We start from the raw sequence: 24,784 nt of genomic DNA on the forward strand, positions 1-24,784 counted from the left end.
ATCAATCTTTCTCCTGTGCGCTGAGCGCCTTCTCTTTGGCCTTTTGTTTGGCTTTGGCTACTGCCCTGGCAATACGCGCCTGTTTACTGTCATCAGACGGGGTACTACCAGCGGACGAGGGCTCGGTAGCGGTTGTCGACTCGCTTGGAGGCCGACTTTCAGCCGAAACAGGCGTATTTGCCGCGCCTTTGTCCTGTGGTTGTTCACTTGCCGCCGCGGCTTTCTTGGCCTTGGCTTTGGCAACCGCTGCCGCGATACGAGCCTGCTTGCTATCATCGCTTACGGTTTGGCTTGCTTCGGAGGCTGTCGCTTGAGTGCTGCTGGCCTGTGCATCTTGAGTTTCGCAAGTGCCAGTTTCGGCCTGCCCTGAGGCTGCAGCGGCCTTTTTCGCCTTGGCGCGGGCGATAGCGGCTGCGACCTGAGCTTTCTTGTCCGAGCTAGGTGTTGTGCCTTCAGCTGCATTATCTGTAGTCGCATCAGCAACTTCTTCAGCAGGAACAGTGCCTTGTGCAGCGGCCTTTTTGGCCTTGGCCCTGGCAATCGCTGCCGCGACATCGCTCTTTCTCTTGTCCGCCTTTGGCTGGATAACTGCCGAGTCAGTTTCCACGGCTTTTTCTACCGGGCTTTCGGTGGCCACCACAGAGGCTTCTGCGGCTTTTTTCGCCTTGATCCTGGCCATGGCTTCGGCAACGGCGTCTTTCTCACCACTGCCCATGGCGGCGCGGCGCTTATCGGCTGCGGCCTTGGCTTTGGCTTCCCGGGCCTGTTTCTCGGCCTCCAGCCGTTTGAGCCTGGCATCGAATCTTTGCTTGGCCTGCTCGGCCAGCTGTTTCTCTTCTTGATTACGCTTAATGGCCGCCTTGGCAACTCGGTAATACTCCACCAGAGGAATATCCGATGGACAAACATAACTACAGCAGCCACATTCGATGCAGTCTCTGAGGTTGTAGGCGCTGGCCTTGTCATATTCCTCGGCTTTACTGTGCCAGTAGAGTTGCTGGGGCAATAGAGATGCCGGGCACACCTGAGCACATTCACCGCAGCGAATGCAGGCCTTCTCCTCGGCTGGAGGGCTGATCTCGCTGGCAGATGGCACCAGAATACAGTTACTGCCTTTGAGCAGCGGCACCTTAATAAGGGGTAAGGTGTGGCCCATCATGGGGCCGCCTATGATGACGGTATCCTGACCGCTGGGGGTGAAGCCACTTTGCTCAAGTATATGGGCTATGGGCGTGCCCAGTGGCACCCAGTAATTACCCGGCTTTGGAATATTGCCGCCGGTCACTGTGACGACCCGCTCTATGAGAGGCTTACCCAGGCAAACGGCTTCACGAATGGCGAAGGCGGTGCCTACGTTGTGCACTACTATCCCAAGTTGCGCCGGAATGGCGCCGGAAGGCACTTCCTGCCCGGTAATGATCTGGATCAGCTGCTTTTCACCGCCGGAAGGGTATTTGGTCGGGATCACAGTGATCCTGATACTTCCCTTGGGCAGGTGGCAGCTATCAAGCGCCTGCTGCATCGCCTGTACGGCTTCGGGCTTGTTATCCTCGATGGCGATAATTACCCGTTTGGGATTTAGCAGCCCGTGAACAATTTCAATGCCATCCAGAATTTCCCTGGCGTGTTCGCGCATCAATCTGTCATCGGCGCTGATATAAGGCTCGCATTCCACGCCGTTGATCAACAGCAGTTCAATCTCACTGGCGGGGTTGAGTTTGATGTGGGCCGGAAACATGGCTCCGCCCAATCCGGCTATCCCGGCCTGGCGAATGCGGCTGAGGATCTGCTCGCGGCTTAATGCTGCGATGTCTTGCTGATCAAAATCTATGGCTTGATCCTGGCCATCGGCTTCCAGCACACAGGTCAATACCGGCAGGGCAGAAGGGTGGTTGCTCGGTCTTTGCTCTATGGCGCGAATGATGCCTGAGGTGGGGGCATGCACCGCCAGATACATGGCGCTCAGTCCACGGGTCAGCGCTTGGCCCTTGAGCACTCTGTCGCCTACTTTGACTTCGAGCACGGCGCTGTCACCAACCTGAGGTACGGGCAATAAGAATTCACTGGCAAGCGGTAGACGCCCGATAGAACTGCCATTGGAGAGGTCTTTCATCTGCGGCGGATGAATTCCGCCGGTCAGGCGCCACTGAGTTCCTTTATCCAACTGTTCGAGTAATGTCAGCACGGCTTGTCCTCTTCCACCAACTTCACTGGAATTGCGTTAAGCTGCCAGTCCCAGGTTTTCAGATCCTGTTTCACCGGGATCATATCGATACAATCCACAGGGCAGGGTTCAACACAGAGATCGCAGCCGGTGCAGTTGCTGGTCAGGACTGTGTGCATCAGCTTGCCCGTTCCTATAATGGCGTCTACCGGACAGGCCTGAATACACTTGGTACAGCCGATACATTCCTCTTCACGAATGTAGGCGACCTTTTTGACCTGGGTTTCAACACTGGCATCGAGAGGCTCGGGATCGACCCCCATAAGATCGGCCAGTTTCTCCATGGTGGCGGTACCGCCCGGAGGGCAGCGATTGATCTTCTCGCCGTTGGCTATGGCCTCGGCATAGGGGCGGCAACCAGGGTAGCCGCATTGACCACACTGGGTTTGTGGCAACAGGGCTTCGACCTGATCCACTATCGGATTGCCCTGAACTTTAAACTTCTCGGCGGCGAAGCCGAGTAAAACGCCGAATACCAGCGCCAGCAGAGACAATAAAATGACTGCAATTAGCATGGAAGACATAACTCTATTTGACTAAACCGGTAAAGCCCATGAAGGCCAGCGACATCAGGCCGGCGGTGATCATGGCGATAGCACTGCCTTTGAAAGGCGCTGGGACATCGGCCGCCGCCAGACGTTCGCGCATCGCCGAAAACAGGATAAGCACCAGTGAAAACCCGGCGGCAGCGCCAAAACCATAGATGGCACTCTGCATAAAATCGTGGTTTTCATTGATGTTCAGCAGGGCTACACCCAACACGGCACAGTTGGTGGTGATAAGCGGCAGGTAAATCCCCAGCGCCCTATGCAGAGTCGCACTGGTTTTCTGTACCACCATTTCGGTGAACTGTACCACCACGGCGATAACCAGAATAAAGCTCATGGTGCGCAGGTAGCCCAGATCGAATGGCAGCAGCAGATACTGGTTGACCAGATAGCTGAGAATGGCAGCCAAGGTCATGACAAAGGTGGTTGCCATGGACATACCTATGGCAGATTCCAGCTTGCTGGACACCCCCATAAACGGGCATAAGCCAAGGAATTTCACTAATACAAAATTGTTGACCAGCACAGTGCCAATCAACAACAGGAGATACTCACTCATCTCATTACAGGCGTTGTGATTTCTTAGCGGTTATTATCAGTGTTTCAGTGGTCATAAACAACATATAGAAAGCAGGGTTTACCTTCTTTGCGCCCGTATTTGGCCATAAATGGCATTAATTTCTGTTCATTTCGGCGGGATCCAGCTGTTGTGGCTTGGCGATGTAGAAGCCCTGCATGCCATCGACCAGCAATTTCTCCACCACCATCTTCTCTTCCTGCCGCTCGATGCCGCAGGCTATCACCCTGACACCACTGCGGCGAGCCACATCGACCAACATACGGACAAAGAACTGGTTATTGGTGTCTTCATCTATTGCCTGGGTATAGCTGGGATCCAGTTTGATATAGTCGGGGCGCACCTCTCGGAAGAATTTGAATGAGGTAAAGCCCATGCCGAAGCGTTCTACCGATACCCTGCAGCCGACGCTGTGCATGGCGCGAACGAACTTGTGACTGGCAGCCAGATTGCCCTGCATACCTGCTTCATTGATCTCAAACACCAGCCTTGAGGCCAATCTCGGGTGTTTGGAAAGCAGATCTCGGGCCCAGGCTATAAAGCTTTCTTTGGAGGCTGAACCCGGGCTCAGATTGACGCCGATATTACCGCTGAGGTTTGGCAGGCTCTGCAGTAGTTTCAAGGCGCTGAGCAGTACCAGTTTATCCAGTTCCTGACTCATGCCGTGACGTTCGGCCATGGCGATCACCGTGGCTGTAGGTAGAAACTTGCCTTCACTGTTGTAAAAGCGTGCCAACAACTCCCGGTAGCCATCTACCTCGCTGCGACAGGGCTGAATGGGTTGCTGGTAAAACTTGAGCGCCCGGCGCTTCAGCAAGTCTTCAATGGCCAGTTTCCAGCGGTTATCCCCGAGTTTTTCATCCAGCATATTCTTATCCTGGAACTGCACCGCATTAGGGCCCAAGGTTTGCGCGACGTTGGCGGCGGTATCGGCCATGGCGAGAATACCCATGGGATCTTTGTCGCTGGCGTAGGCCACTATACCTGTATGGGCAATGGAGTCTGTTTGCAGTTCTGCTTGATGCTCTTCCAGCTCACGCTTGAGCTGGGTGGCAAAGGTTTGCGCGTCTTTCAGCACAATTGAGGGGATAAAGATGGCAAAGTCAGTACTGGCAATACGAAAGCTTTCGCTGTTTTTGTAGCCCTGGAGTGCCCGGCGAATACAAACCGCGACACGGGCAAGATAGTCATCGCCGCCCTGACGGCCGTGTAGTTGATTGATATGACCAAGCTCAGTGGCTTTTACCAGGATTAACACTCCAATTTGTGATTTGCCGGAAAGAGACAGTTGCTGCAGTTTTTCGGTGAAGTGCTGGCGGGTGCCAAAGCCGGTTACCGGATCTTCATAGGCGAGCTTCTTCAGTGCCAGATTTTCCGACTCAAGTTTGTCAAACTGCAGCTTGAACAGCTGCCGACTTTGCTCCAATGCTTGCCCCAAGGGCTTGAGTTCACCCCGAAAGCGGCTCTGTGCCAGAGAATCAAACTGGCCTTGGGACATCTTGGTTAAATACTCTGCCGCATATTTGAGGACGCGTTTATGACGGCCCATCATCAAGGCAAAGATTAACGCCAGGGCCAGATAAAGAGGCAGTAAGCGTAATCCTGCTAGCCAGAGTGTATGGATCCCTTGATCTCTAAGAGGGCTGAGGTCGGGCTTAAGTAAAACCCGCCCGGAAGCGAAGCGGTATTGGGATTCGAGTTGCAACGGCAACAAATAATATTGCCAGTTCATCTCAGGCAGGAAACTGCCTCTGGTAAGATTATTTTGGCCGTCGGCGTCATCTGTATATTGGAAAAACTGCAGTGGAGCAGTGTCCTGCAGCTGCCGGTAAAGGATTGCGGCATCATCTGCGTCCTGGGCTTGCTCCTGCGCTTGTTGTAATCGCTGCAACAGGGCATTACCTTCCTGCTCCAGAATCTGCCGCTCCTGCTGTAGCAGCACCATGCCGGTAGCCAGAAACCCCAATAATAGTAACAGTTGAAAAAAGCGCGAAATGCCCATCTTTATCTGAGTTCAGACCAATGTCGAGACGATTGTCGAAATTGTATACGTATTTGTTATAAATACAAAACGCAGAAAGAGGTGAGGTGGCTCCCCTGACTGGACTCGAACCAGTGACATACGGATTAACAGTCCGCCGTTCTACCAACTGAACTACAGGGGAATAGAATATGATGCTGAGCGGAAATCGAAGTGGCTCCCCTGACTGGACTTGAACCAGTGACATACGGATTAACAGTCCGCCGTTCTACCGACTGAACTACAGGGGAACAGATTTCGCTTAGGTCAAACTTGAAGTGGCTCCCCTGACTGGACTTGAACCAGTGACATACGGATTAACAGTCCGCCGTTCTACCGACTGAACTACAGGGGAACAGATTTCAAGCTAACTAAATTGGCTCCCCTGACTGGATTCGAACCAGTGACATACGGATTAACAGTCCGCCGTTCTACCGACTGAACTACAGGGGAATAATTTAGCTAGGATTAACCTATTGTTTTCATAAGACTTGCTTGAAGTGGCTCCCCTGACTGGACTTGAACCAGTGACATACGGATTAACAGTCCGCCGTTCTACCGACTGAACTACAGGGGAATCGCAATTTCTCGCTTGTCTCGCTGAGAACGGAGCGCATAGTAAATCGCTCTGTGGGTGGAGTCAACTCGCATCCCCAAAAAAAGTGTCATTAAGCTGTTAATTGCTTATCTAATGCTCACAGTGATGGATAAAACTGCTTTATGGATATTTTTTGCTTAAAAAATAACGGCTAAACACTTATGTGCCAGGCGTTTGACTCAGACCTCTTGCCATTTGCAACAAGGATATCGACCTTAATGAGCCCTTTTCTAGCGATTGAGCTGCCATGCCATAGATAAATACCATGGGGGATTATGAAAGGGGCATCAAACTGAGCGCTTCAAGCAAGATAGAACACCGCTCAAAAAAGGGCAGCACAATCATTTTGTGTTCATTTTTGGTGCAGCTTAATCCGCTTTGTGAGTACCACACTTTCATATGTTCTTTTATTACAAAATACCCACCAGGGTAGGATAAATGGAACTGGATGCCTCAAGCCCCCATGGCTAAAGGGTTACACTGACTTATCCACTAAATCTGTGGATAAACCTGTGAGCTTCCCCGCTTTATGGGCTGCAAACCCTTGTGGCATCAGCATTGAACTTAAAATGGTCAATTTGGGAGGCTAAAATATAAACATAACAAAAACAGCAAGATATAAAAGTCAAGCCGCTTTGGTTTGCTTGGTGATTTTTGTAACAAAGCTGTAAGGAAGTATCTGCCAATCCTTGTGCATTAAATCCATCTCAGTGATTCATTCGGATGGATTTTTTATATTTGGCCGCCACATCTGCCGTCTCGTTGCTGAGTTTCAGCACAAGCTGCTGCTGACATCATGTTGGCAGGAGTAATGCGGCTTTTGGCTTGGCGTAATTCGGCCCAATGAGTAAAATGAAAGGCTTAACCGAAGGAGCATTAAAGTGTCAGCTACGCCGTTTCGTTTGGAGTCTCAGTATTCTCCTGCCGGAGATCAGCCCTCCGCCATTGCCAAACTGGTTGATGGCCTGGAATCCGGGCTCGCCAACCAAACTTTGCTGGGGGTTACCGGCTCAGGAAAAACTTTCACCATTGCCAATGTGATTGCCAATCAAGGGCGGCCAACCATCATTATGGCGCCCAATAAAACGTTGGCGGCGCAACTCTACGGTGAGATGAAAGAGTTTTTCCCCCATAACGCGGTGGAATACTTCGTTTCCTACTATGACTACTACCAACCGGAAGCCTATGTGCCTTCGACCAACACCTTTATTGAGAAGGATGCTTCGGTCAACGCTCATATCGAGCAGATGCGACTCTCGGCCACCAAGGCCTTGCTGGAGCGGCGTGATGTGGTGTTGGTGGCCTCGGTTTCAGCCATTTATGGTCTTGGCGATCCCGACTCTTACATGAAGATGCTGCTGCACTTGCGCCAGGGCGACATCATGGGCCAGCGGGATATATTGCAGCGGCTCAGCGAGTTGCAATACAGCCGCAACGATATTGAACTGCAGCGCGGTACCTTCAGGGTGCGCGGTGAGGTAATAGATATCTTCCCGGCCGAATCGGACCGGGATGCTATTAGGGTCGAGTTGTTCGATGATGAAATAGAGCAGCTGTCGCTGTTTGACCCTTTGACCGGCCAGGTACGTAAACGCATTGCCCGGGCCACGGTTTACCCCAAGACTCACTACGTGACCCCGAGAGAAAAAATATTGGCGGCCACAGAGCAGATAAAGGCCGAGCTCAGAGAGCGCCGTCAGCAGTTGCTGGATGCCAATAAGCTGATTGAGGCACAAAGGATCAGCGAGCGGGTGCAGTACGATGTGGAGATGATGACAGAGCTGGGTTATTGCTCCGGTATCGAAAACTACTCCCGTTATCTCTCCGGGCGTGCACCGGGAGAAGGGCCGCCAACTTTGCTGGATTATCTGCCGCCGGATGGTCTGCTGATCATCGACGAGTCCCATGTGACTGTGCCGCAGATAGGTGCCATGTACAAGGGTGACCGTTCGAGGAAAACCACCCTGGTGGAGTACGGTTTCCGCCTGCCATCGGCACTGGATAACAGACCGCTCAAGTTTGAAGAGTTCGAGTCCTTGATGCCGCAGACGATTTATGTGTCGGCTACACCGGGCAGTTATGAACTTGAACGCAGCGGCGGCGATGTGGCCGAGCAAGTGGTCAGGCCTACTGGTTTGTTGGATCCCGAGCTGGAAGTGCGGCCGGTGGCGATTCAAGTGGATGATCTGCTGTCTGAGGCCAACAAGCGCATTGCCGTCAACGAACGTGTGCTGGTGACCACGCTGACCAAGCGGATGGCGGAAGATCTCACCGAATATCTCGATGAACACGGCGTTAAGGTGCGTTATTTGCACTCGGACGTGGATACCGTGGAGCGGGTAGAGATCATTCGCGATTTACGTAAGGGGGTATTCGACGTGCTGGTCGGCATCAACTTGCTCAGGGAAGGGCTGGACATGCCGGAAGTGTCTCTGGTGTGCATACTCGACGCCGATAAAGAGGGCTTCCTGCGCTCCGAGCGCTCGCTTATCCAGACCATAGGCCGCGCAGCCCGTAACATTAACGGCAAGGTGATCCTTTACGCCGATAAGGTGACCCCTTCAATGGCAAAGGCCATGGATGAAACCAATCGTCGCCGCGAGAAACAGCACGCCTTCAACCTGGCCAATGGCATAGTGCCCAAGGGCTTGGTGAAGAAGATCACAGATGTTATGGATGTGGGAGATTCCCCCTCGTCGGCAGCACCCCAGCCGGGTGCTCGCAAGGTGGCGGAGCGCAAGTCGGCTTATCAGGTGGACGCTGCCAATCTGGCGCATGAAATCGACAGGCTGGAAAAACAGATGCACCAGCATGCCAGGGATCTGGAGTTTGAGCAGGCCGCTGCGCTGCGTGATGAAGTGGCAAGGCTCAGAGAGGAGCTTATCAAGGCCTAAAGCACACATGGGGCTTGTTCACACCTTCCCTAAAATTGATCCATTGACAAAGAACCCGGCAAAAGCCGGGTTCTTTGTGCTGTTCATCTGTCAACGACTTTAAAGAGCTTGATTTAAAAGCCTAATTTAAAAACCCCTATTTAAATGCTTAGGCTTGGTATCAAAGTTTCGGCGCTTTATAAGCACTCAGTCGCCACAAACCAAACAGTGCGATACCGCCAATCAGGCCAACAAGATGTGCTTCAACCGCGACTCTGGCGCCAATCAGTGCGCTGACTTCAGCGGCCGCCCCTTGCCATTGCTCCCAGCCGACTTTGGCGATAACGCCAGCAAGCAGCAGGTAACCTGAACTGCGACCTCGGCGAATATCGGCCAGGGCGCCGAAGGCAAACAGGCCGTGCAGTATGCCACTTAGCCCAACATAACCCATAAGCTTCGGGTAGCAAAGATATAGCCCTACACCTTCAAACAGACAGAGTGCCAGGGTCAATATCAATACACCCAGGGCGTTATAGTGTTCCTTATGCAGATAAAGGATCACCCAAAACCCGGCGAGGTTCATCAGCAGATGCCAGAAGTTGGTGTGCAGCAGATTGCCGCTGACAAGCCGCCACAGCTCACCTTGTTCTATGGCGCTGCGGCGAAATGCCAACAGCTCAGTGAGCGGCAGAGAATACAGCAGCAGCGCCAGGGCTGTTAACACAACACCTGAAAAATAAGCGGAGCTCGGCTTCACGCTGTCTTGGCCGCCAGTATTGCCTGGATGCTGTCCGGTGTTGCTAGATACTCATCCAGCCCTTTTTGGCGCAGTAAGCAGGCGGGGCAGGTGCCACAGCCTTTGCCAAGAATGCCGTTATAGCAGGTAAGGGTTTCATCCCTTACCAGTGGCAGTTGCTGGTATTTATCTGCCAGTGCCCAGGTTTCGGCCTTGTTGAGCCACATGAGTGGCGTAACCAAACGCAGCTGTCTGTCCATGCCTTGTACCAGCGCAGACTCCATCGCCTTGATAAAGTCATTACGGCAGTCCGGGTAGCCGGAGAAGTCGGTCTCGCAGACACCTGTGATGACGGCATCGGCGCCTATTTGATAGGCGTAGATCCCCGCCAGGGTCAGAAACAGAATATTGCGTCCGGGAACAAAAGTATTGGGCAGACCATTGTCCATCAAGTCGTTTGATACCGGGATATTGTCGCGGGTGAGGGCCGAGATGGCCAACTCATTGAGCAGAGTAACATCCAGCACCTTGTGACTGGCGGCGCCGAGTTTTTGCGCCAGTTGTTTGGCAACTTCAATCTCCTGGCTGTGGCGCTGGCCATAGTCGAAGGTGATGGCATGTACTTCATCATACTGGGCCAAGGCCTGAATAAGGCAGGTGGTGGAGTCCTGACCGCCGCTGAAAACGACTATCGCCTTGGAAATAGCTGGCTTAGTGCTCCGGGGCGACTCTGCGGTTTGGGTTTGCGGTGCGTTTGATTCTGATGACATAAGCGATTGATTGGATGAAGACATAAGTGTCTATTCAAAGGGATGACTCAATCGTCACAGTTTACCCTAATTTGGCCGGCTGTCAGCACCGGCGGGGTAAAGAACGGAAAATTCGCTCATCCTTGCGCTTGGGGCCAAATTCCTCTATAAATGCCGCCCCGGCAAATATGAGGAACCCCGATGTACTACCCCGTCAACGAAGTCTTTGAAACCCTGCAGGGAGAAGGTGTGTTTACCGGCGTTCCGGCCATTTTTGTGCGTTTGCAGGGGTGCCCTGTGGGGTGTCCTTGGTGTGATACCCGCCAGACCTGGGACAAGCTTGAGCATAATCAGGTGAAACCTGCCGATGTGATCCGCACCGATGGCAGTATCGGTCGCTGGGCAGAGCATGATGCCAAGTCTTTACTGGAGGCGTTCAAACAGCAGGGATTCAATGCCAGGCATATAGTGATCACAGGGGGTGAGCCTTGTCTCTATCCGCTCACTGAAATGACAGAAGCATTTAATGCCGCAGGCTTTCGCACTCAAATTGAAACCAGTGGCACCTTTGAGGTGAATTGCAGCGCAGATACCTGGGTCACAGTCTCGCCTAAGGTCGGTATGAAGGGTGGGATGCCGGTGCTGCGTCAGGCGCTGGAGCGGGCAAATGAGATTAAGCATCCGGTGGCGACCGAGGCTCATATTGAGGAGCTGGATAAACTGCTGCGGGGATTGGATCTCAAAGACAAGACTATCTGCCTGCAGCCCATCAGCCAGAAGAGCCGGGCGACGGCACTGGCGATGAAAGTCTGTATCGAACGCAACTGGCGCTTGTCTATTCAGACTCACAAGTATCTGGATATCGATTGATCCGCAGTGGTAATCGACAAAAAGCCGCATTAATGCGGCTTTTTGTTATCTGAAGCGCGTTGTTAGCAGCAGAGTTCACCCGTGGTTTCAAACAGCTTCAGTTTGTTTTGATACTGGCTGATATCCCCTATGTTGGCGGCTATCCACTCGGGGTTGTAATAAGTGTCCAGATAGCGCTCCCCGGGATCGCAGATCAGGGTCACTATTGAGCCCTGGCGGTTGTCGCGTTTCATTTCGGCCGCCAGCATCAGGGCACCATAGAGGTTGGTGCCGGTCGAGGCCCCTGTCTTGCGGCCGATGATCTGTTCCAGCCAATGGATTGTCGCCACAGAGGCGGCATCAGGGATCTTCAACATGGAGTCGACAATCCCCGGGATAAAGGACGGCTCGACTCTGGGTCGGCCTATACCTTCAATCTTGCTGCCTTGCTCACAGGTGATGGCCGCATCTCTTTGTTGAAAATAGTCATAGAACACTGAGTTATCCGGGTCGACCACACACAGCTTGGTGCAAAGCTGTTGATAGCGGATATAACGGCCAATGGTGGCCGAAGTGCCGCCGGTACCCGGGCTCATCACAATCCACTCGGGAATAGGGAAGGGCTCGCGCTGCATCTGATCGAAAATGGCATTGGCAATATTATTGTTGCCGCGCCAGTCGGTGGCCCGCTCGGCATAGGTGAACTGATCCATATAATGGCCATTCAGCTCCCGCGCCAGCCGCTCAGACTCAGCGTAGATTTCGCTGGAGTGATTGACAAAGTGACACCGGCCGCCATAAAACTCTATCTGCTGTATCTTCTTGCGGGCGGTGGAGGCCGGCATAACCGCAATAAAGGGTAGCCCCAGCAGGCGGGCAAAGTAGGCCTCGGAGACAGCTGTGCTGCCGGATGAGGATTCAATGACAGGAGTATCCTGTTTGATCCAGCCGTTACACAAGGCGTACAGAAACAGTGATCTTGCCAAACGGTGCTTGAGGCTTCCGGTTGGATGGGTGCTTTCGTCTTTAAGATAGATATCCACTCCGGCGACCGCCGGCAGTTCCAGTTTAATCAAATGCGTGTCGGCACTGCGCTGAAAATCGGCTTCGATTTTGGCAATTGCTTCGTTTACCCAGAGATCAGCCATTGTTGTTCTTCTTTCTTATAACAGGATGGTCTTAATCATAACCAAAGGTAATGACAATGGATAGCGAAAACTCAGGCGTATTCAGGCACAGCGACAGGCTAGATGATTGATTGTTAAGGAATTAAACGCAGTGGGCGTAGATAAAAAACTTGTAAGATTGACTAAAGGAATATAAAAGAAATGGTGGAGGGAGAAGGATTCGAACCTTCGAAGGCGGAGCCGTCAGATTTACAGTCTGATCCCTTTGGCCACTCGGGAACCCCTCCACATATTTGGAGCCAGACATTAGAGTGAAAGATGGTGGAGGGAGAAGGATTCGAACCTTCGAAGGCGGAGCCGTCAGATTTACAGTCTGATCCCTTTGGCCACTCGGGAACCCCTCCACGATTTCACTTTCGTGTCTTTTAAATTGTAGGCAAATGGTGGAGGGAGAAGGATTCGAACCTTCGAAGGCGGAGCCGTCAGATTTACAGTCTGATCCCTTTGGCCACTCGGGAACCCCTCCTCAATTGCGGCCGCCATAGTAGTCAGAAACCTTTTTCATGTAAAGCCCGATTTTAAAAAAAGGGCTAAAGTTCGTGGTCATTTGGTCGATTAACTAACAACGAGTTGTTTTGTTGATGTTTTTTTATGCGCACTGATGTTTCCTTAATCAATGAACTGCAATTGGGCGAACGGCTTAATCTGGCTGTTGAGTCCCATCGCCGGGGGGAGTTTGCCCTGCTTTTGGCGTTGCTGTCTCAGGATGTGCGCGATTGGCCCCAGTTTCACCTGCATGACGATGTTGAAAAGGACACTGTCCTGCGGCAGCAATTTGATCTGCCTGCGCCTCAACCTTTGGTTGGGGACTTGAGTCAAGAACCTTCCCCGGTAGACAACAGTTATCATTTTATCAGTGAGGGTGAGCGCAGCTTTCAACTGGCCCAGGCCCTGATGCCCGAACCTTTGGTTATCAGGGGAAAGAGAGATAGCGGAATGCAGGAGGCGCTGGATAACTGCGATTGGCACACAAGGCTGCGCACGGAAGGTGTCTTGAACCAACCCAAGGTGGCATCGATGGAGTTTGTGGACCAACTCTCGGAGCAGCGCAGGTTGGCCGGTCTTTATCAAACTGCGTGAGTCTTGCCTCAGTCCGGGTCTTGTCTATGTCGTATAATGGTGAGTGCTTATCAGCATCGGAGACATATAGATGAAGAGTATTGAACAGGCTCAGGCCGCCAATGTGCAGGACACTTGTGCTGAGTGTGGCAGCTATGTGGATATAGGGACAGTGGTCGAAGAAGGAGACACCTTGCTTTCGTTGACTTTTCAAGGTGAGTCGGCAGTAGCCGATGCCGAGGCGCTAAAGCAATTGGCCGAAGGCCGCTTCGCCGATGTCAAGGCTGAGCTCTGCAACGATGAACAGGCTGTCACCCTGGCGCTGACTTTTTCCTGTAGTGCCGAGAAAATGATTTTTCAGTTGGAAAACGGCTTGGCATAAGTGACTTAAGTAAATGGTCAAAGGTGGCCAGATCCGAAAGCTTGTGAGGCCGGCCATGGCAGGGTAAATGTAAGAAAGTATGAGTTATCTTGCTGGATATTATGTAAAAGTGTAATCTCGCGCAGAGAAGTGATAACAGGCCCGCGCATTCGGCGCGGGTTTCTTTAAGCCCGAAAGGGAACCTGAGGACATGTGTGAAGCGACGTAGGTATCAGCGATTGCTGGAGTTGTTGACCAACTCGGTTGCCAAGCAGCAGGGCGATTTCGCCAAGACGGCTGAACTGGCTACTGAGCTCTTGTGTCAGTACCTTGATGTGCAACACGCCAGTGTCTGGTCCTGGTCCAAGGATCAACATGTGCAGTTTGAAGTTGCCCGCTTTGGCTCAGGGCGACCTATTCAGACGCCCAGACCGCAACACCTCAGTCAAATACCCGCCTATATAGATCAACTCAAACAAAGACGCCACATTGACGCCAATGACGCGCTAGCGGATTGGCGGATGAGCGAGCTTGCCGAGGTCTACTTTAACGCCAACGGTATTGCCAGTGCCCTGGATATCGCTATCAGGATCAATGGCCACATTGAAGGCGTATTGAGCCTGGAGCGAACCATTGCCGGCGAACTCTGGAGCGATTTGGAGATCCATCTGGCATCGCAAGTCGCTGATCAACTGGCGCTGACTCTGGCGACCTATGATGCCTACCGTAAAGATGAACTACTGACGCTGTTTCAGTCGGCCGCGGAGCAGTCGGCCCAGGTCACCATGTTAATCAATCTGCACACAGAAGCGATTGAATACATCAACAGCGCCCATGAACAGATCACCGGTATCCCGAAAGAAAAAATGCTTGGTGCCAGCCTGAAGCAATTGGCCTTTTTTCATCAGCAACCCAAACAGGCTGAAATGACCCTGGCCAAAGTGCTGCGCGGTGAAGTGGCGACCGGTGAAGTGATGCTCAATCGTGAGCAGGGCCAGGAGTATTGGCTCAGATACCATGCCAGTCAATTTATCACTCAGCGCGGTAACCATTATGTCTTGGTCTCCAGTGAAGATTGTACCGAGCAGCATAATTATCAGGCCGAACTTGAGCGCTTGGCCTGGCGTTGCAGCCTGACCGGACTATACAACCGCACCCATTTTAATCGTTTACTCGATAGAACCTATAGCGGGCAGTTGCTGCTGATCGATTTGATTGGTTTTAAACGCTTCAATGATACCTATGGGCATGAACAGGGTGATGCCTTGCTGATTGAAGTGGCCCGCCGTTTGAAACACTTTGCCTCTCTTTATCCCGGCTGCAATATTGCCAGGGTAGGCAGTGATGAGTTTGCCCTCCTGCTCGATGATAACAACGAGCTTGATATCGATGTTTGTTGTCATCGCCTCTATCAACAATTGTGCAATCCCATCAATATCGGCCGTGAGCAAGTGGATCCCAAGCCGGCACTGGCGGCGGTGGACATTGCCGAAGTCGCCGAATTGGTAGCGCCGCTGACTTGTGCCGATATTGCGCTGCAATACGCCAAGAAGAAGCAGGGTACGGCAATCCAGTTTTTCAACAGCGCGTTGCTCAAGGCGTTCAAGGATGACGCCCAGATAGAAAGAGATCTGCACGCCGCCATTCGGGGCAGACAGTTTGAACTTTATTATCAGCCGCTTAAAGATTTGCAAAGCTGTAGTTACATAGGTGCCGAAGCACTGATCCGCTGGCACCATCCCAAGCGGGGAGTACTGTATCCCGGCGCCTTTATCGATATTGCCGAACAGTCTGGGCTTATCAATGCCATAGGTACCTGGGTGCTGGAGGCCGCCTGTCGCCAGCTTAATTTGTGGCAGCACCACAATATTAATATCGCCATGCATGTGAATGTGTCGGCGCGGCAGTTTTTCGGCAGCAATCTCTATGAGCAGGTGTGGCAACTGCTCAATCGTTACCGCTTGAAGCCAGGTACGCTTATTCTGGAGATCACCGAAACCGAGTTGATGGAAGATATACGCTATGCCACCAATCTATGCCAGGAGTTGGCAGATTTGGGGGTAGGGCTTGCCATTGATGATTTCGGTACGGGTTACAGTTCAATGCGCTATTTGAAACAGTTTCCCATCAGCAAGCTCAAGATAGACAGGTCTTTTATCTCAGATCTCAATATTAGCCGCGAGAGTCGCGAAATCGTCAGCGCGATTATCGCCATGGCCAAGGCGCTGAATATCTCTCTGACAGCAGAGGGAGTTGAAACCGCCGAGCAGGAACGTTTTCTCACATCCTGCATGTGTCATCAGGCCCAGGGATTCCTGTACAGCCCGGCACTCAGAGAAGCTGAATTCAGCGCTTTCTTGCAGCAGAGTCAACCGCTGTTGCTGCACTGATTAGCCAGCCCAAGCTCACTCTGGCCAACTTGGGGCCGAACTTAAATAACTCCTAGCTAAATCCGTTTCAGACAGCAGTGTTTGAACTTGTGACCGCTGTTGCAAATGCAGGGTTCATTGCGTTTGGGATAGCTGACGGCGAACTGCTTGCCCTCGGTGTAAAACCAGTTGCCGGCCTCAAGTATAAATTTCGATTCTTCAAAAATAGCGTCCAACTGGCCATCGGCCAAATACCAGGCCTTGAAAGTGACTCTGGCCTGGGTTTGCCCCGGAGTCAAAGGTTCCCGCTCGACAATCTGCAGTCCCAGCCACTGAGTCTTTGGCATTTGTGCCAGGATTTGCGTCGTGAGTCCCTGTCGATAGTCCTGGTGATGGGTATCGATAAGATAGTCAAACTCCTGTTTGACAAAGGCGGCATAGCGGGAGCGCATCAACTGCTCTGGAGTAGCAGCTGTGTGCTGCTTAGTGTGCAGCGGCTGACAGCATTCGCAGTAGGGGAGCTTGGAGTGGCAAGGGCAAAGGGTATTGGTTGGCATCGGGATTTTCTGTTTCAATCTCTGTTTCAATAGTGAATGGTAAAAAGGCGCCGGCATCCCGGCTTGAGTTGCGCTCATAATAGCGCTTTGACGGCAGCCTTGCATTGAAAAGCGGCTATATTGCCAGGCCTTGGAAGCTTTGGTTAGTGGATGATGAAAATCATTACCAGATTGAGCATCAAAACACTGAACGCAAGCCCTATGGCAAATTGGATAAGGCGTTCTTTGGCAGGTAAAGCCTCTATCAGCTGCAGCGGGTAGTCAAAGAAAATAGCCAGATAAAGCAGGCTTCGTAAGGGATAGGCCGTACCAGAGAGCCGATACTCGCGGCCGTTTTTCAGCTTAACTGTCAAGGTGTGAGCTCGCTTGCGCTCAAGCTGATGATTGTCATGATAGCCCACCCAGTGGAACACCAGACTCGCAATATCCTCTTTGGCGACAGCGGTCGTTGCTCCCGTGAGATATTGAGGCAGGAGAATACGGGTTTGGTTTATCCTTATCTGCCGCTCGTCTTTGGCACTGCTTTTCACGCCTAACTGAGTCAGTATCCGGCCTTTGCGTACCTGGATATATATCAAAAACCAGATGACGCTACAGGCAGGGAGCAACAGCAACTGAACCTTTCCCATAAAAGGTGCCAGCAGAGTGGCCAGCACAATAACGGGAACTAGACTCAAAAGCAGCGGTAGCTCTTTTCTCCAGGGCAAAGTGAAAAAGCTCAAAGAGATGGGCAAAGTGATTTCGCTCACCAAATCCAGGTTAGCGTATTTGCCGGTAAAGGTGCGATCGAACCATTTGCAATCGTTCAATAAGGCTTTGAGCGTCATCTGACTCATAATTCCTTTTATTTGTCGTGAACTTCAGCAAGAGAAGTGAACAAGGTAATCCGTCATTGTAATTGCAGCAAAAACGATAGCGCTCTTATATCCGTAGGGCACACGCTCAAGTACTGCCAATTACTTGGCATGAACGATTTCAATTTCAACACTGGGTGGGAGATCGCTGGCAGGGGGCACGGGGGCAAACTGCTCGCCATAATACAGGTTAGGTTGGGGTTTGGCGTTGAAATAATGCTCAGGCTCGGCGCGGTTGCTGGTATCAACATCCACTAACCAGTTACCTTTTTTATCTTTATGGCTGACGATAACGATTTTACCGGCAAACTCGCTCATGGGTTCTTCAGTGTCTTTCGGCGGGTGAAAACGCACCAGATAATAGCCTATGTCAGTGGCGCTCTTGCCGTGTGCCTGACGCTGAACAACCCTAAAATCCACATCTATTCTGGCTTGTTTATGGCGAATGCGGTCAAAGAACTTTTGATACAGTTTGAGTACGTTTTCACGCCCCTGAACTATGGCAAGGCTTTGCTGTTCAGGAATATAAGTGGCATCCTCGGCGTATATATCCTCCAAAGGAGCTGAGTCGAGTTCATTAAATGCCCGGTTGAACATGACATAGACACGATTAAGGGCTGCTTGGTCTTTATCCTGCAATTCGGCGGCCTTGAGGGGCTGAAGCACAGAAATCAGGCAAAAGAACAATAGGGTCAGGAATTTCATTAAAATCATCTAAGCAGGCTCATCTGACCTCACTATAATAGAAGCCCCTTGGTAACAGAAGATTGATTTCTTTACAAAGTGTGTAAACCTCGTCATAAGTTGGAGGAGTCGCATCATGAAAGCAGATGATCTGACACTTTTTATGCAAGAAATGGCCGATGTGGTGCCGCTCAAGCAACAAACCCAGGCCCAGACCAGAGCGAAACCTCTTTCTAGCGAGTCAAAACAGGCACGCAAAGCCGCCGCCGAGGCCCATGAGTACCTGCAGCGCCTGACCTTGGATTTAGCGCTGATCCCCAGAGTGAAACCCGATGATATGCTCAGCTACAAGCAGCAGGGGATCCAGGAGGCGGTATTCAAGAATTTACGTCTCGGCAAATACAAGATAGCCGCCGAGCTGGATATTCATGCCATGTCGGTGCGCCAAGCCAGAGATTATCTGCTCGGTTTCATTCAAGCTCAGGTGGCTTTGGGCCACCGCTGCGTGCTGGTGATCCATGGCAAAGGGCAGAATCGTAAGCCGTTTCCTGGGCTTATCAAAACCTGTGTTAACTTCTGGTTGTCGCAGATGGATGAAGTGCAAGCGTTTCACAGCGCTCAGCGCGAACACGGCGGCTATGGGGCCCTCTATGTGATGTTGCCTAAATCAGAAGCCAAACGGCTTGAATCCCGCGAGACCAACCACAAAGGAGCAGGCTTTCGCTGAGCTGTCTTTAACGGCGGTTTGCAGGCCTTGCAAGAGGCCGAGATTTAGTTTGACATAAGTGTAACCAATGTTTAATTTAAACGAGTGTTTTAAATTAACTAAGGTCACGGAATGGCAAGTCGATCTGATACCAAGACAAGAATTCTTGATGCCGCGGAGAAGCTGTTTGCCGAACGGGGGTTTTCAGAAACCTCCCTCAGGCTTATCACCAGCAAAGCAGAAGTGAATCTTGCATCTGTAAACTACCATTTTGGTTCCAAAAAAGAGCTCATTCGGGCGGTTTTGGCACGTTACCTGGACGTGTTTATGCCGTCGGCGTCCAACGCCATCAATGAGCTTATCGGCCAGGATAAACAGGCTTCTTTGGATGCCATTTTTTCCTCCCTGGTGGGGCCGCTGCTGGAACTCAACAAAGTCCGCAACGAAGGAACCAGTATCTTCCTGCAACTACTCGGTCGCGGCTACATCGAAAGCCAGGGGCACTTGCGCTGGTTTATTACCACCCACTATGGTGAGCATCTTGATCAGTTTGTTCAGGCTGTGTCCGGCAGTGCACCTCACATTCCGCCGGCAGAGATGTTCTGGCGCTTGCACTTTACCCTGGGAACCATAGTTTTCACCATGGCCTCGGCCGATGCGCTCAACGAGATAGCCGAAGCCGACTTTGGTGAACATAATGATATAGAGGCGGTCATCCGCAAGGTGATCCCCTACATGGCCGCCGGTGTGGCTGTGCCGCTGGTTTCTCAAGCAGAATAAAGGTCTGGTTATGAGTATTATCCTTCTAATAATTGTTGTCCTGATAGCGCTGTTCTTCGTGCGCAATATACGCCTGCAGTTCGTGACAAGGCCGGTATTGGCCTTCTTTCGTAAGGTGTTACCGCCGCTTTCTGATACAGAGCGTGAAGCGATGGAGGCCGGTGATGTCTGGTGGGAAGCCGAGCTGTTTCGTGGTAAACCCAACTGGGAAAGCCTGCACGCCTATGGCAAGCCGGCACTGAGCGCCGAAGAGAAAGACTTTATCGACCATCAGGTGATGACGGCGCTAAAAATGATTGATGACTATGACATAGTCAACAACCGCAAGGACTTACCGCCTGAGCTGTGGGAGTACTTCAAGAAAGAAGGCTTCTTTGCGCTGATCATCCCCAAAAAATACGGTGGCCGTGAGTTTTCTGCCTATGCCAACTCCACCATAGTCAGTAAGTTGGCGAGCCGCAGTGTCAGCGCCGCCGTGACTGTGATGGTACCCAACTCACTCGGTCCGGGTGAGCTGCTGACTCACTATGGTACCAAGGAGCAGAAAGAGCACTGGTTACCGGCCTTGGCCAAAGGTGAAGAGATCCCTTGTTTCGCCCTGACCGGCCCCGAAGCCGGCTCAGATGCTGGTGCCATTCCCGATGAAGGGATAGTCTGCCGCGGTGAGTTCCAGGGCGAGGAAACTCTGGGGCTGAAGCTGAGCTGGAATAAGCGTTACATCACGCTGGCACCTGTGGCCACTGTGCTGGGGCTGGCATTTCAGATGCGTGACCCAGACGGGCTGTTGGGGGACAAGGTTAACTTGGGGATCACCTGCGCCCTGATCCCAACCGATCATCCCGGCGTGAAAATTGGCCGCCGTCACAATCCGCTCAATATGGCCTTTATGAATGGTACCACTCAAGGGGAAGAGGTATTTATTCCGCTGGATTGGATCATAGGTGGCCCGCAATACGCCGGTAGCGGCTGGCGTATGCTGGTGGAGTGTCTCTCTGCCGGGCGTGGTATTTCACTGCCGGCGCTGGCGACGGCGTCAGGGCATATGGCGACCAAGACGACAACCGCTTACAGTTATGTGCGTAAACAGTTCGGCATGGCTATAGGTCAGTTTGAAGGAGTTCAAGAGGCGCTGGCAAGGATCATCGCCAACACCTATCAGCTGGAAGCGGCTCGTCGTCTGACAACCACAGGCATAGATCTTAAGGTTAAGCCATCTGTGGTGACCGCGATTGCCAAATATCACATGACAGAGCTTGGCCGTCAGGTGATGAACGATGCCATGGATATTCAGTCCGGCAAGGGTATTCAGATGGGGCCAAAAAATTATCTGGCTCATGGCTATATGGCCAACCCAATCTCCATCACAGTGGAAGGGGCCAACATCCTGACTCGTAGTTTGATGATCTTCGGTCAGGGTGCGACCCGCTGTCATCCTTATGTGCTGGCCGAGATGGAAGCTGCCGGCATGGAAGACAACAGTGAAGCGCTGGAGCGTTTCGACTCCTTGCTGATGGGCCACATAGGTTATGCGCTGCGTAACGCCTTCGGCTCTTTGGGTAACGCCCTCAGCCGTAGCTATTTTGAGCGCTCACCCGTAAGTGGCGATACCCGCGACTATTACAAGCAGATGGCCCGTCTGTCCAAGGCGCTGGCGCTGGTGACCGACTTATCGATGCTTATCTTGGGCGGCGATCTCAAGCGCAAGGAGATGATTTCGGCCAGACTCGGTGACGTTCTCAGTCAGCTGTATCTGGGCTCGGCCACATTGAAACTGTTTGAAGACAATGGCCGCCAGTTTGACGATCTGCCGATAGTCAAACATGTGATGGATACCCGATTGCAACTGGCTGCCAAGGCGCTTGAGCAGGCGATAGCCAACTTCCCCAATCGTCCGGTTGCCTGGGTCATGCGTGTGCTGGTATTCCCACTGGGGAACCACTTCAACGGCCCGAAAGACAGTCAGTCCATTGAGCTGGTCAAGAGCATGCTTAAACCGGGTCCGGCCCGTGACAGGCTGACCTTCCTCTGTCCTGAGTTTGACGGCGACACCAGTGGTATTGCCGAGGTGGAAGCGGCATTCAAGGCTCAATATCAGTGCCGTGAACTGCACGGCAAACTGAGAAAGGCTCAAAAAGATGGCCGTTTGCCTGCCAAACTGGCGCCTTTATCTCTGTATCAGGCGGCATTGGACGCTGAGGTTATCAGTAAAGCCGAGTATGAGCAGTTGCTTGAGGCCGATAAGCTGAGGTTGGCGGCAATCAATGTCGATGACTTTGAAACTCTGTAATTGAGATTGATTGGTATGTGAATTTCAGTTTGGTAAGCCTGTCCCGGGCGGGCTTAGCTCTGATGTAAACAAAATCACCAAGCCTGAAACAGAACAAAAGCAGCAGAAATAAAAAAGGTACGCCTCGGCGTACCTTTTCTGTTTTGTTATCAGCTTAGCGGTATTGGCAAGCCATTAGGCTACGATCAACACCTTACAGGTGTTGGTGCCACCTACGGTTTCCATGGCATCACCCTTGGTCATGAGCACCATGTCACCACTCTCCAGATACCCCTTGGCCTTGAGGCTTTCAAGGGCCTTTTTCGCCAGCTCATCGGCGGCATAAACGGTGGAGTCAAACTCAACCGGATAGACACCACGATAGAGCGCCATCTTGGCCAAAGTAGGTTGATGACGGGCGAGGGCGAAGATAGGCAGCGCCGAGCTTATCCGTGACATCAACTTGGGCGTTGCACCGGATTCGGTCAGGGCGATAATCGCCTTCACACCCTGCATATGGTTGGCGGCATACATGGTAGACAGTGCTATGGTTTCTTCTATGGAGCTGAAGCTTTCATCCAGACGGTGCTTGGATACCCGCACACTGGGATGTGCTTCGGCGCCGAGACAAACCCTGGCCATGGCCTGAACCGTTTCTTCCGGATAATCCCCGGCAGCGGTCTCGGCAGAGAGCATCACTGCGTCTGTACCATCGAGTACGGCGTTGGCTACGTCCATGACTTCGGCGCGGGTAGGCATAGGGCTGCTGATCATAGACTCCATCATCTGGGTCGCGGTGATCACCACCTTGTTGAGCTGACGCGAGCGGCTGATCAGTTTCTTCTGCACGGCAACCAGAGCCGGATCGCCGATTTCAACCCCCAGGTCACCGCGGGCAACCATGACGGCATCGGAGGCGAGGATCACATCGTCCATCGCTTCATCGGAAGCCACAGCTTCGGCGCGCTCTACCTTGGATACTATCAGGGCATTGCTGCCGGCCTTTTGCGCCAGTTCGCGGGCATAGTTAAGATCGGCGCCGCTGCGGGGGAAGGATACCGCCAGGTAGTCCACCTGAATTTGTGCCGCAGTGACAATGTCCTGCTTGTCTTTATCTGTCAGCGCAGCGGCAGACAGACCGCCGCCTTTCTTGTTGATCCCCTTGTTGTTGGACAGGGGACCGGCAACTGTCACGCTGGTATGTACCTTACGGCCTTCTACCTTTTCGACTTTCAGTTGTACCCGGCCATCGTCCAGCATCAGGATATCACCGACAACCACATCGTCCGGCAGTTCCTTGTAATCGATACCCACCTGAGTTTCATCGCCTTCGCCTTTACCCAGTTCGGCATCCAGAATGAATGGCTGGCCGAGCTTGAGTTGGACTTTCTTATTGTCCTTGAAGGTGGAAACACGGATTTTCGGACCCTGGAGATCGCCGAGGATGGCAACGTGTACACCAAGCTCTTTCGCAATACTGCGGGCCTGGCTGGCGCGTTTGAGGTGATCTTCGGGGGAACCGTGGGAGAAGTTGAGGCGAACAACGTTGGCACCTGCTGCTATGATACGACGCAGGTTATCATCACGATCTGTGGCTGGGCCCAGCGTGGTAACGATCTTGGTTCTGCGGAACATAATATACTCCGTTTAAGTTTTAAAAAAATCTTACGCTATATTAACAGACATCGGCTCAATATGTAGGAAACTTACAGACAAAATGATCTAACTCAAAGTTTTATTTTTGTGAGTTACGGCTAATTTTAGGCGGGGCATGGGCAGTTGCCAATTTTGGTAACTGCCCTGGAGCTTACGGGAAAGGGGATTACAGCGGCTCGCTCTTATCGATGCGGGATTCTTTCAATACCTCTTTGACCCGCTTGAGACTTTCCCTGAAGCGTGGGCCCCGACGTAGCGTGAATCCGGTCGCCAGCACATCAATAATCACCAACTGAGCCAAACGTGACGCCATAGGCAGGTACATATCAGTGTCCTCCGGCACCTCCATGGTAACCGGCAGGGTACATTCCTGCGACAGCGGCGAGTGGCGCGCTGTTATACCAATCACGGCAGCGCCGTTTTCTCTGGCCAATCTTGCTATATCGATCAAAGACTTGGTGCGGCCTGTGTGGGAAATCAGCACCACTACATCGCCTTCATCACTATTGATACAGCTCATGCGTTGCATCAACACATCATCGAAACATAAAACCGGTACATTAAAGCGAAAGAACTTGTTCTGGGCATCGTGTGCTACTGAGGCCGAGGCGCCAAGACCGAAGAAAGAGATCTTTTTCGCTTGAGTCAGTATGTCTACCGCCTTGTTGATGGCCGTGGTATCTATGCTCTGGCGTGCTGTATCCAGAGAAGCCATGGAAGATTCGAAGATCTTGGTGGTATAAGACTCGGGTGTATCATCTTCCTCAACGTGACGACTGACGTAAGGGGTACCATTCGCGAGACTTTGGGCCAGATGTAATTTAAAATCCGGGAAACCTTTGGTATCCAAACGACGACAGAAGCGGTTGACTGTAGGCTCGCTGACATCCGCCATCTTGGCCAGAGTTGCTATGCTTGAGTGAATAGCTGTCTGGGGGGATGCCAGGATAACTTCGGCTACTTTGCGTTCTGACTTGCTGAAATGGGGGAGGTTTTTTTGAACCTTTTCTAGGGTATTCATACGCGTACGTCCGCTGGGTTGAAATTATGTAATTTTATTATTTCTTTGAGGCATGAGCACTACAAAGTAGGGTGCAAACCAATCTTGACGTAAGTCCTGTATATACCGGA

General features: G+C 52.1%; 20 protein-coding genes and 8 tRNA genes. 8 read left to right on the plus strand and 20 right to left on the minus strand.

The genetic code is table 11. The features are described from left to right. Window position 1 precedes the first annotated feature (1 nt). From rsxC to HCX89_RS09325, 9 genes are all read right to left on the minus strand, one after another. A complete protein-coding gene (gene rsxC / locus HCX89_RS09285; RefSeq protein WP_167715794.1) occupies window positions 2–2,185 on the minus strand; it encodes an electron transport complex subunit RsxC in 2,184 nt (727 codons plus the stop codon). Continuing rightward, on the minus strand, window positions 2,179–2,748 hold the full coding sequence (rsxB, locus tag HCX89_RS09290) for an electron transport complex subunit RsxB (RefSeq protein WP_025010231.1): 570 nt from the start codon (window positions 2,746–2,748) through the stop codon (window positions 2,179–2,181). Before rsxB ends, rsxC begins: the two co-directional genes overlap by 7 nt. Before the next feature lie 4 nt (window positions 2,749–2,752). Further along, the gene (gene rsxA / locus HCX89_RS09295; protein WP_025010232.1) at window positions 2,753–3,331 is read right to left on the minus strand and encodes an electron transport complex subunit RsxA; all 579 of its coding nucleotides are present in this window, start codon (window positions 3,329–3,331) and stop codon (window positions 2,753–2,755) included. Between the two features lie 115 nt (window positions 3,332–3,446). Next, complete coding sequence (locus tag HCX89_RS09300; RefSeq protein WP_167715797.1) at window positions 3,447–5,351, minus strand: EAL domain-containing protein; 1,905 nt, start codon at window positions 5,349–5,351, stop codon at window positions 3,447–3,449. An 87-nt stretch (window positions 5,352–5,438) separates the two neighbouring features. Next, window positions 5,439–5,514 (minus strand) — tRNA-Asn (locus HCX89_RS09305). Between the two features lie 30 nt (window positions 5,515–5,544). Next, window positions 5,545–5,620: transfer RNA gene (locus HCX89_RS09310), tRNA-Asn, on the minus strand. A 28-nt stretch (window positions 5,621–5,648) separates the two neighbouring features. After that, window positions 5,649–5,724 (minus strand) — tRNA-Asn (locus tag HCX89_RS09315). 22 nt (window positions 5,725–5,746) lie between these two features. Next, window positions 5,747–5,822: transfer RNA gene (locus HCX89_RS09320), tRNA-Asn, on the minus strand. Window positions 5,823–5,870: 48 nt separating this feature from the next. Continuing rightward, a tRNA-Asn gene (locus tag HCX89_RS09325) sits at window positions 5,871–5,946 on the minus strand. A 902-nt stretch (window positions 5,947–6,848) separates the two neighbouring features. Here HCX89_RS09325 and uvrB point away from each other — a divergent pair. Continuing rightward, window positions 6,849–8,861 carry an excinuclease ABC subunit UvrB gene (gene uvrB, locus HCX89_RS09330; protein ID WP_071237439.1) on the plus strand — a complete coding sequence of 671 codons (2,013 nt, stop codon included), beginning with the start codon at window positions 6,849–6,851 and terminating at the stop codon, window positions 8,859–8,861. A gap of 160 nt (window positions 8,862–9,021) precedes the next feature. Here the strand turns inward: uvrB and rrtA are convergent, their stop codons facing one another. Further along, the gene (gene rrtA, locus HCX89_RS09335) at window positions 9,022–9,564 is read right to left on the minus strand and encodes a rhombosortase (RefSeq protein ID WP_243757090.1); all 543 of its coding nucleotides are present in this window, start codon (window positions 9,562–9,564) and stop codon (window positions 9,022–9,024) included. Window positions 9,565–9,593: 29 nt separating this feature from the next. After that, window positions 9,594–10,346, minus strand: coding sequence for a 7-cyano-7-deazaguanine synthase QueC (queC, locus tag HCX89_RS09340; protein ID WP_045282884.1), 753 nt, complete (start codon window positions 10,344–10,346; stop codon window positions 9,594–9,596). Between the two features lie 180 nt (window positions 10,347–10,526). Between queC and queE the strand changes: the two genes are divergently transcribed. Further along, on the plus strand, window positions 10,527–11,195 hold the full coding sequence (gene queE, locus HCX89_RS09345; RefSeq protein ID WP_144131119.1) for a 7-carboxy-7-deazaguanine synthase QueE: 669 nt from the start codon (window positions 10,527–10,529) through the stop codon (window positions 11,193–11,195). A 62-nt stretch (window positions 11,196–11,257) separates the two neighbouring features. On the opposite strand, the gene HCX89_RS09350 is transcribed toward queE, so the two are convergent. From HCX89_RS09350 to HCX89_RS09365, 4 genes are all read right to left on the minus strand, one after another. Continuing rightward, window positions 11,258–12,322, minus strand: a complete 1,065-nt coding sequence (locus HCX89_RS09350; protein ID WP_167715801.1) for a PLP-dependent cysteine synthase family protein — start codon at window positions 12,320–12,322, stop codon at window positions 11,258–11,260. A 181-nt stretch (window positions 12,323–12,503) separates the two neighbouring features. Further along, window positions 12,504–12,588 (minus strand) — tRNA-Tyr (locus HCX89_RS09355). Window positions 12,589–12,620: 32 nt separating this feature from the next. Then, window positions 12,621–12,705, minus strand: a tRNA-Tyr gene (locus HCX89_RS09360). 37 nt (window positions 12,706–12,742) lie between these two features. Next, window positions 12,743–12,827, minus strand: a tRNA-Tyr gene (locus HCX89_RS09365). A gap of 125 nt (window positions 12,828–12,952) precedes the next feature. Here HCX89_RS09365 and HCX89_RS09370 point away from each other — a divergent pair. From HCX89_RS09370 to HCX89_RS09380, 3 genes are all read left to right on the plus strand, one after another. Further along, entirely contained in the window at window positions 12,953–13,441 is a 489-nt protein-coding gene (locus HCX89_RS09370) for a VC2046/SO_2500 family protein (protein ID WP_115390304.1), read from the plus strand. A 70-nt stretch (window positions 13,442–13,511) separates the two neighbouring features. Next, window positions 13,512–13,802, plus strand: a complete 291-nt coding sequence (locus HCX89_RS09375; protein ID WP_028781499.1) for a DUF406 family protein — start codon at window positions 13,512–13,514, stop codon at window positions 13,800–13,802. Between the two features lie 194 nt (window positions 13,803–13,996). Continuing rightward, complete coding sequence (locus HCX89_RS09380; protein ID WP_167715802.1) at window positions 13,997–16,171, plus strand: EAL domain-containing protein; 2,175 nt, start codon at window positions 13,997–13,999, stop codon at window positions 16,169–16,171. Between the two features lie 56 nt (window positions 16,172–16,227). Here HCX89_RS09380 and HCX89_RS09385 read toward each other — a convergent pair whose 3' ends face one another. From HCX89_RS09385 to HCX89_RS09395, 3 genes are all read right to left on the minus strand, one after another. Next, window positions 16,228–16,707, minus strand: coding sequence for a YchJ family protein (locus tag HCX89_RS09385; protein ID WP_025010240.1), 480 nt, complete (start codon window positions 16,705–16,707; stop codon window positions 16,228–16,230). A gap of 143 nt (window positions 16,708–16,850) precedes the next feature. After that, window positions 16,851–17,543, minus strand: a complete 693-nt coding sequence (locus HCX89_RS09390; protein ID WP_167715805.1) for a hypothetical protein — start codon at window positions 17,541–17,543, stop codon at window positions 16,851–16,853. Between the two features lie 120 nt (window positions 17,544–17,663). Continuing rightward, window positions 17,664–18,266 carry a hypothetical protein gene (locus HCX89_RS09395; RefSeq protein WP_025010242.1) on the minus strand — a complete coding sequence of 201 codons (603 nt, stop codon included), beginning with the start codon at window positions 18,264–18,266 and terminating at the stop codon, window positions 17,664–17,666. 115 nt (window positions 18,267–18,381) lie between these two features. Between HCX89_RS09395 and smrA the strand changes: the two genes are divergently transcribed. The 3 genes from smrA (at window position 18,382) to HCX89_RS09410 (ending at window position 22,018) form a co-directional block, all read left to right on the plus strand. Further along, window positions 18,382–18,972, plus strand: a complete 591-nt coding sequence (gene smrA / locus HCX89_RS09400; RefSeq protein ID WP_071237432.1) for a DNA endonuclease SmrA — start codon at window positions 18,382–18,384, stop codon at window positions 18,970–18,972. A 111-nt stretch (window positions 18,973–19,083) separates the two neighbouring features. Next, window positions 19,084–19,731, plus strand: a complete 648-nt coding sequence (locus HCX89_RS09405; protein WP_096141902.1) for a TetR/AcrR family transcriptional regulator — start codon at window positions 19,084–19,086, stop codon at window positions 19,729–19,731. A gap of 10 nt (window positions 19,732–19,741) precedes the next feature. Continuing rightward, the gene (locus HCX89_RS09410; protein ID WP_167715808.1) at window positions 19,742–22,018 is read left to right on the plus strand and encodes an acyl-CoA dehydrogenase; all 2,277 of its coding nucleotides are present in this window, start codon (window positions 19,742–19,744) and stop codon (window positions 22,016–22,018) included. Between the two features lie 174 nt (window positions 22,019–22,192). Here HCX89_RS09410 and pyk read toward each other — a convergent pair whose 3' ends face one another. Further along, on the minus strand, window positions 22,193–23,632 hold the full coding sequence (pyk, locus tag HCX89_RS09415; RefSeq protein ID WP_025889941.1) for a pyruvate kinase: 1,440 nt from the start codon (window positions 23,630–23,632) through the stop codon (window positions 22,193–22,195). Window positions 23,633–23,819: 187 nt separating this feature from the next. Beyond that, complete coding sequence (locus HCX89_RS09420) at window positions 23,820–24,674, minus strand: MurR/RpiR family transcriptional regulator (RefSeq protein WP_028781506.1); 855 nt, start codon at window positions 24,672–24,674, stop codon at window positions 23,820–23,822. Window positions 24,675–24,784 lie beyond the last annotated feature (110 nt).

The organism is Shewanella sp. Iso12 (assembly GCF_012030025.1).
Classification (GTDB): domain Bacteria; phylum Pseudomonadota; class Gammaproteobacteria; order Enterobacterales; family Shewanellaceae; genus Shewanella; species Shewanella algae.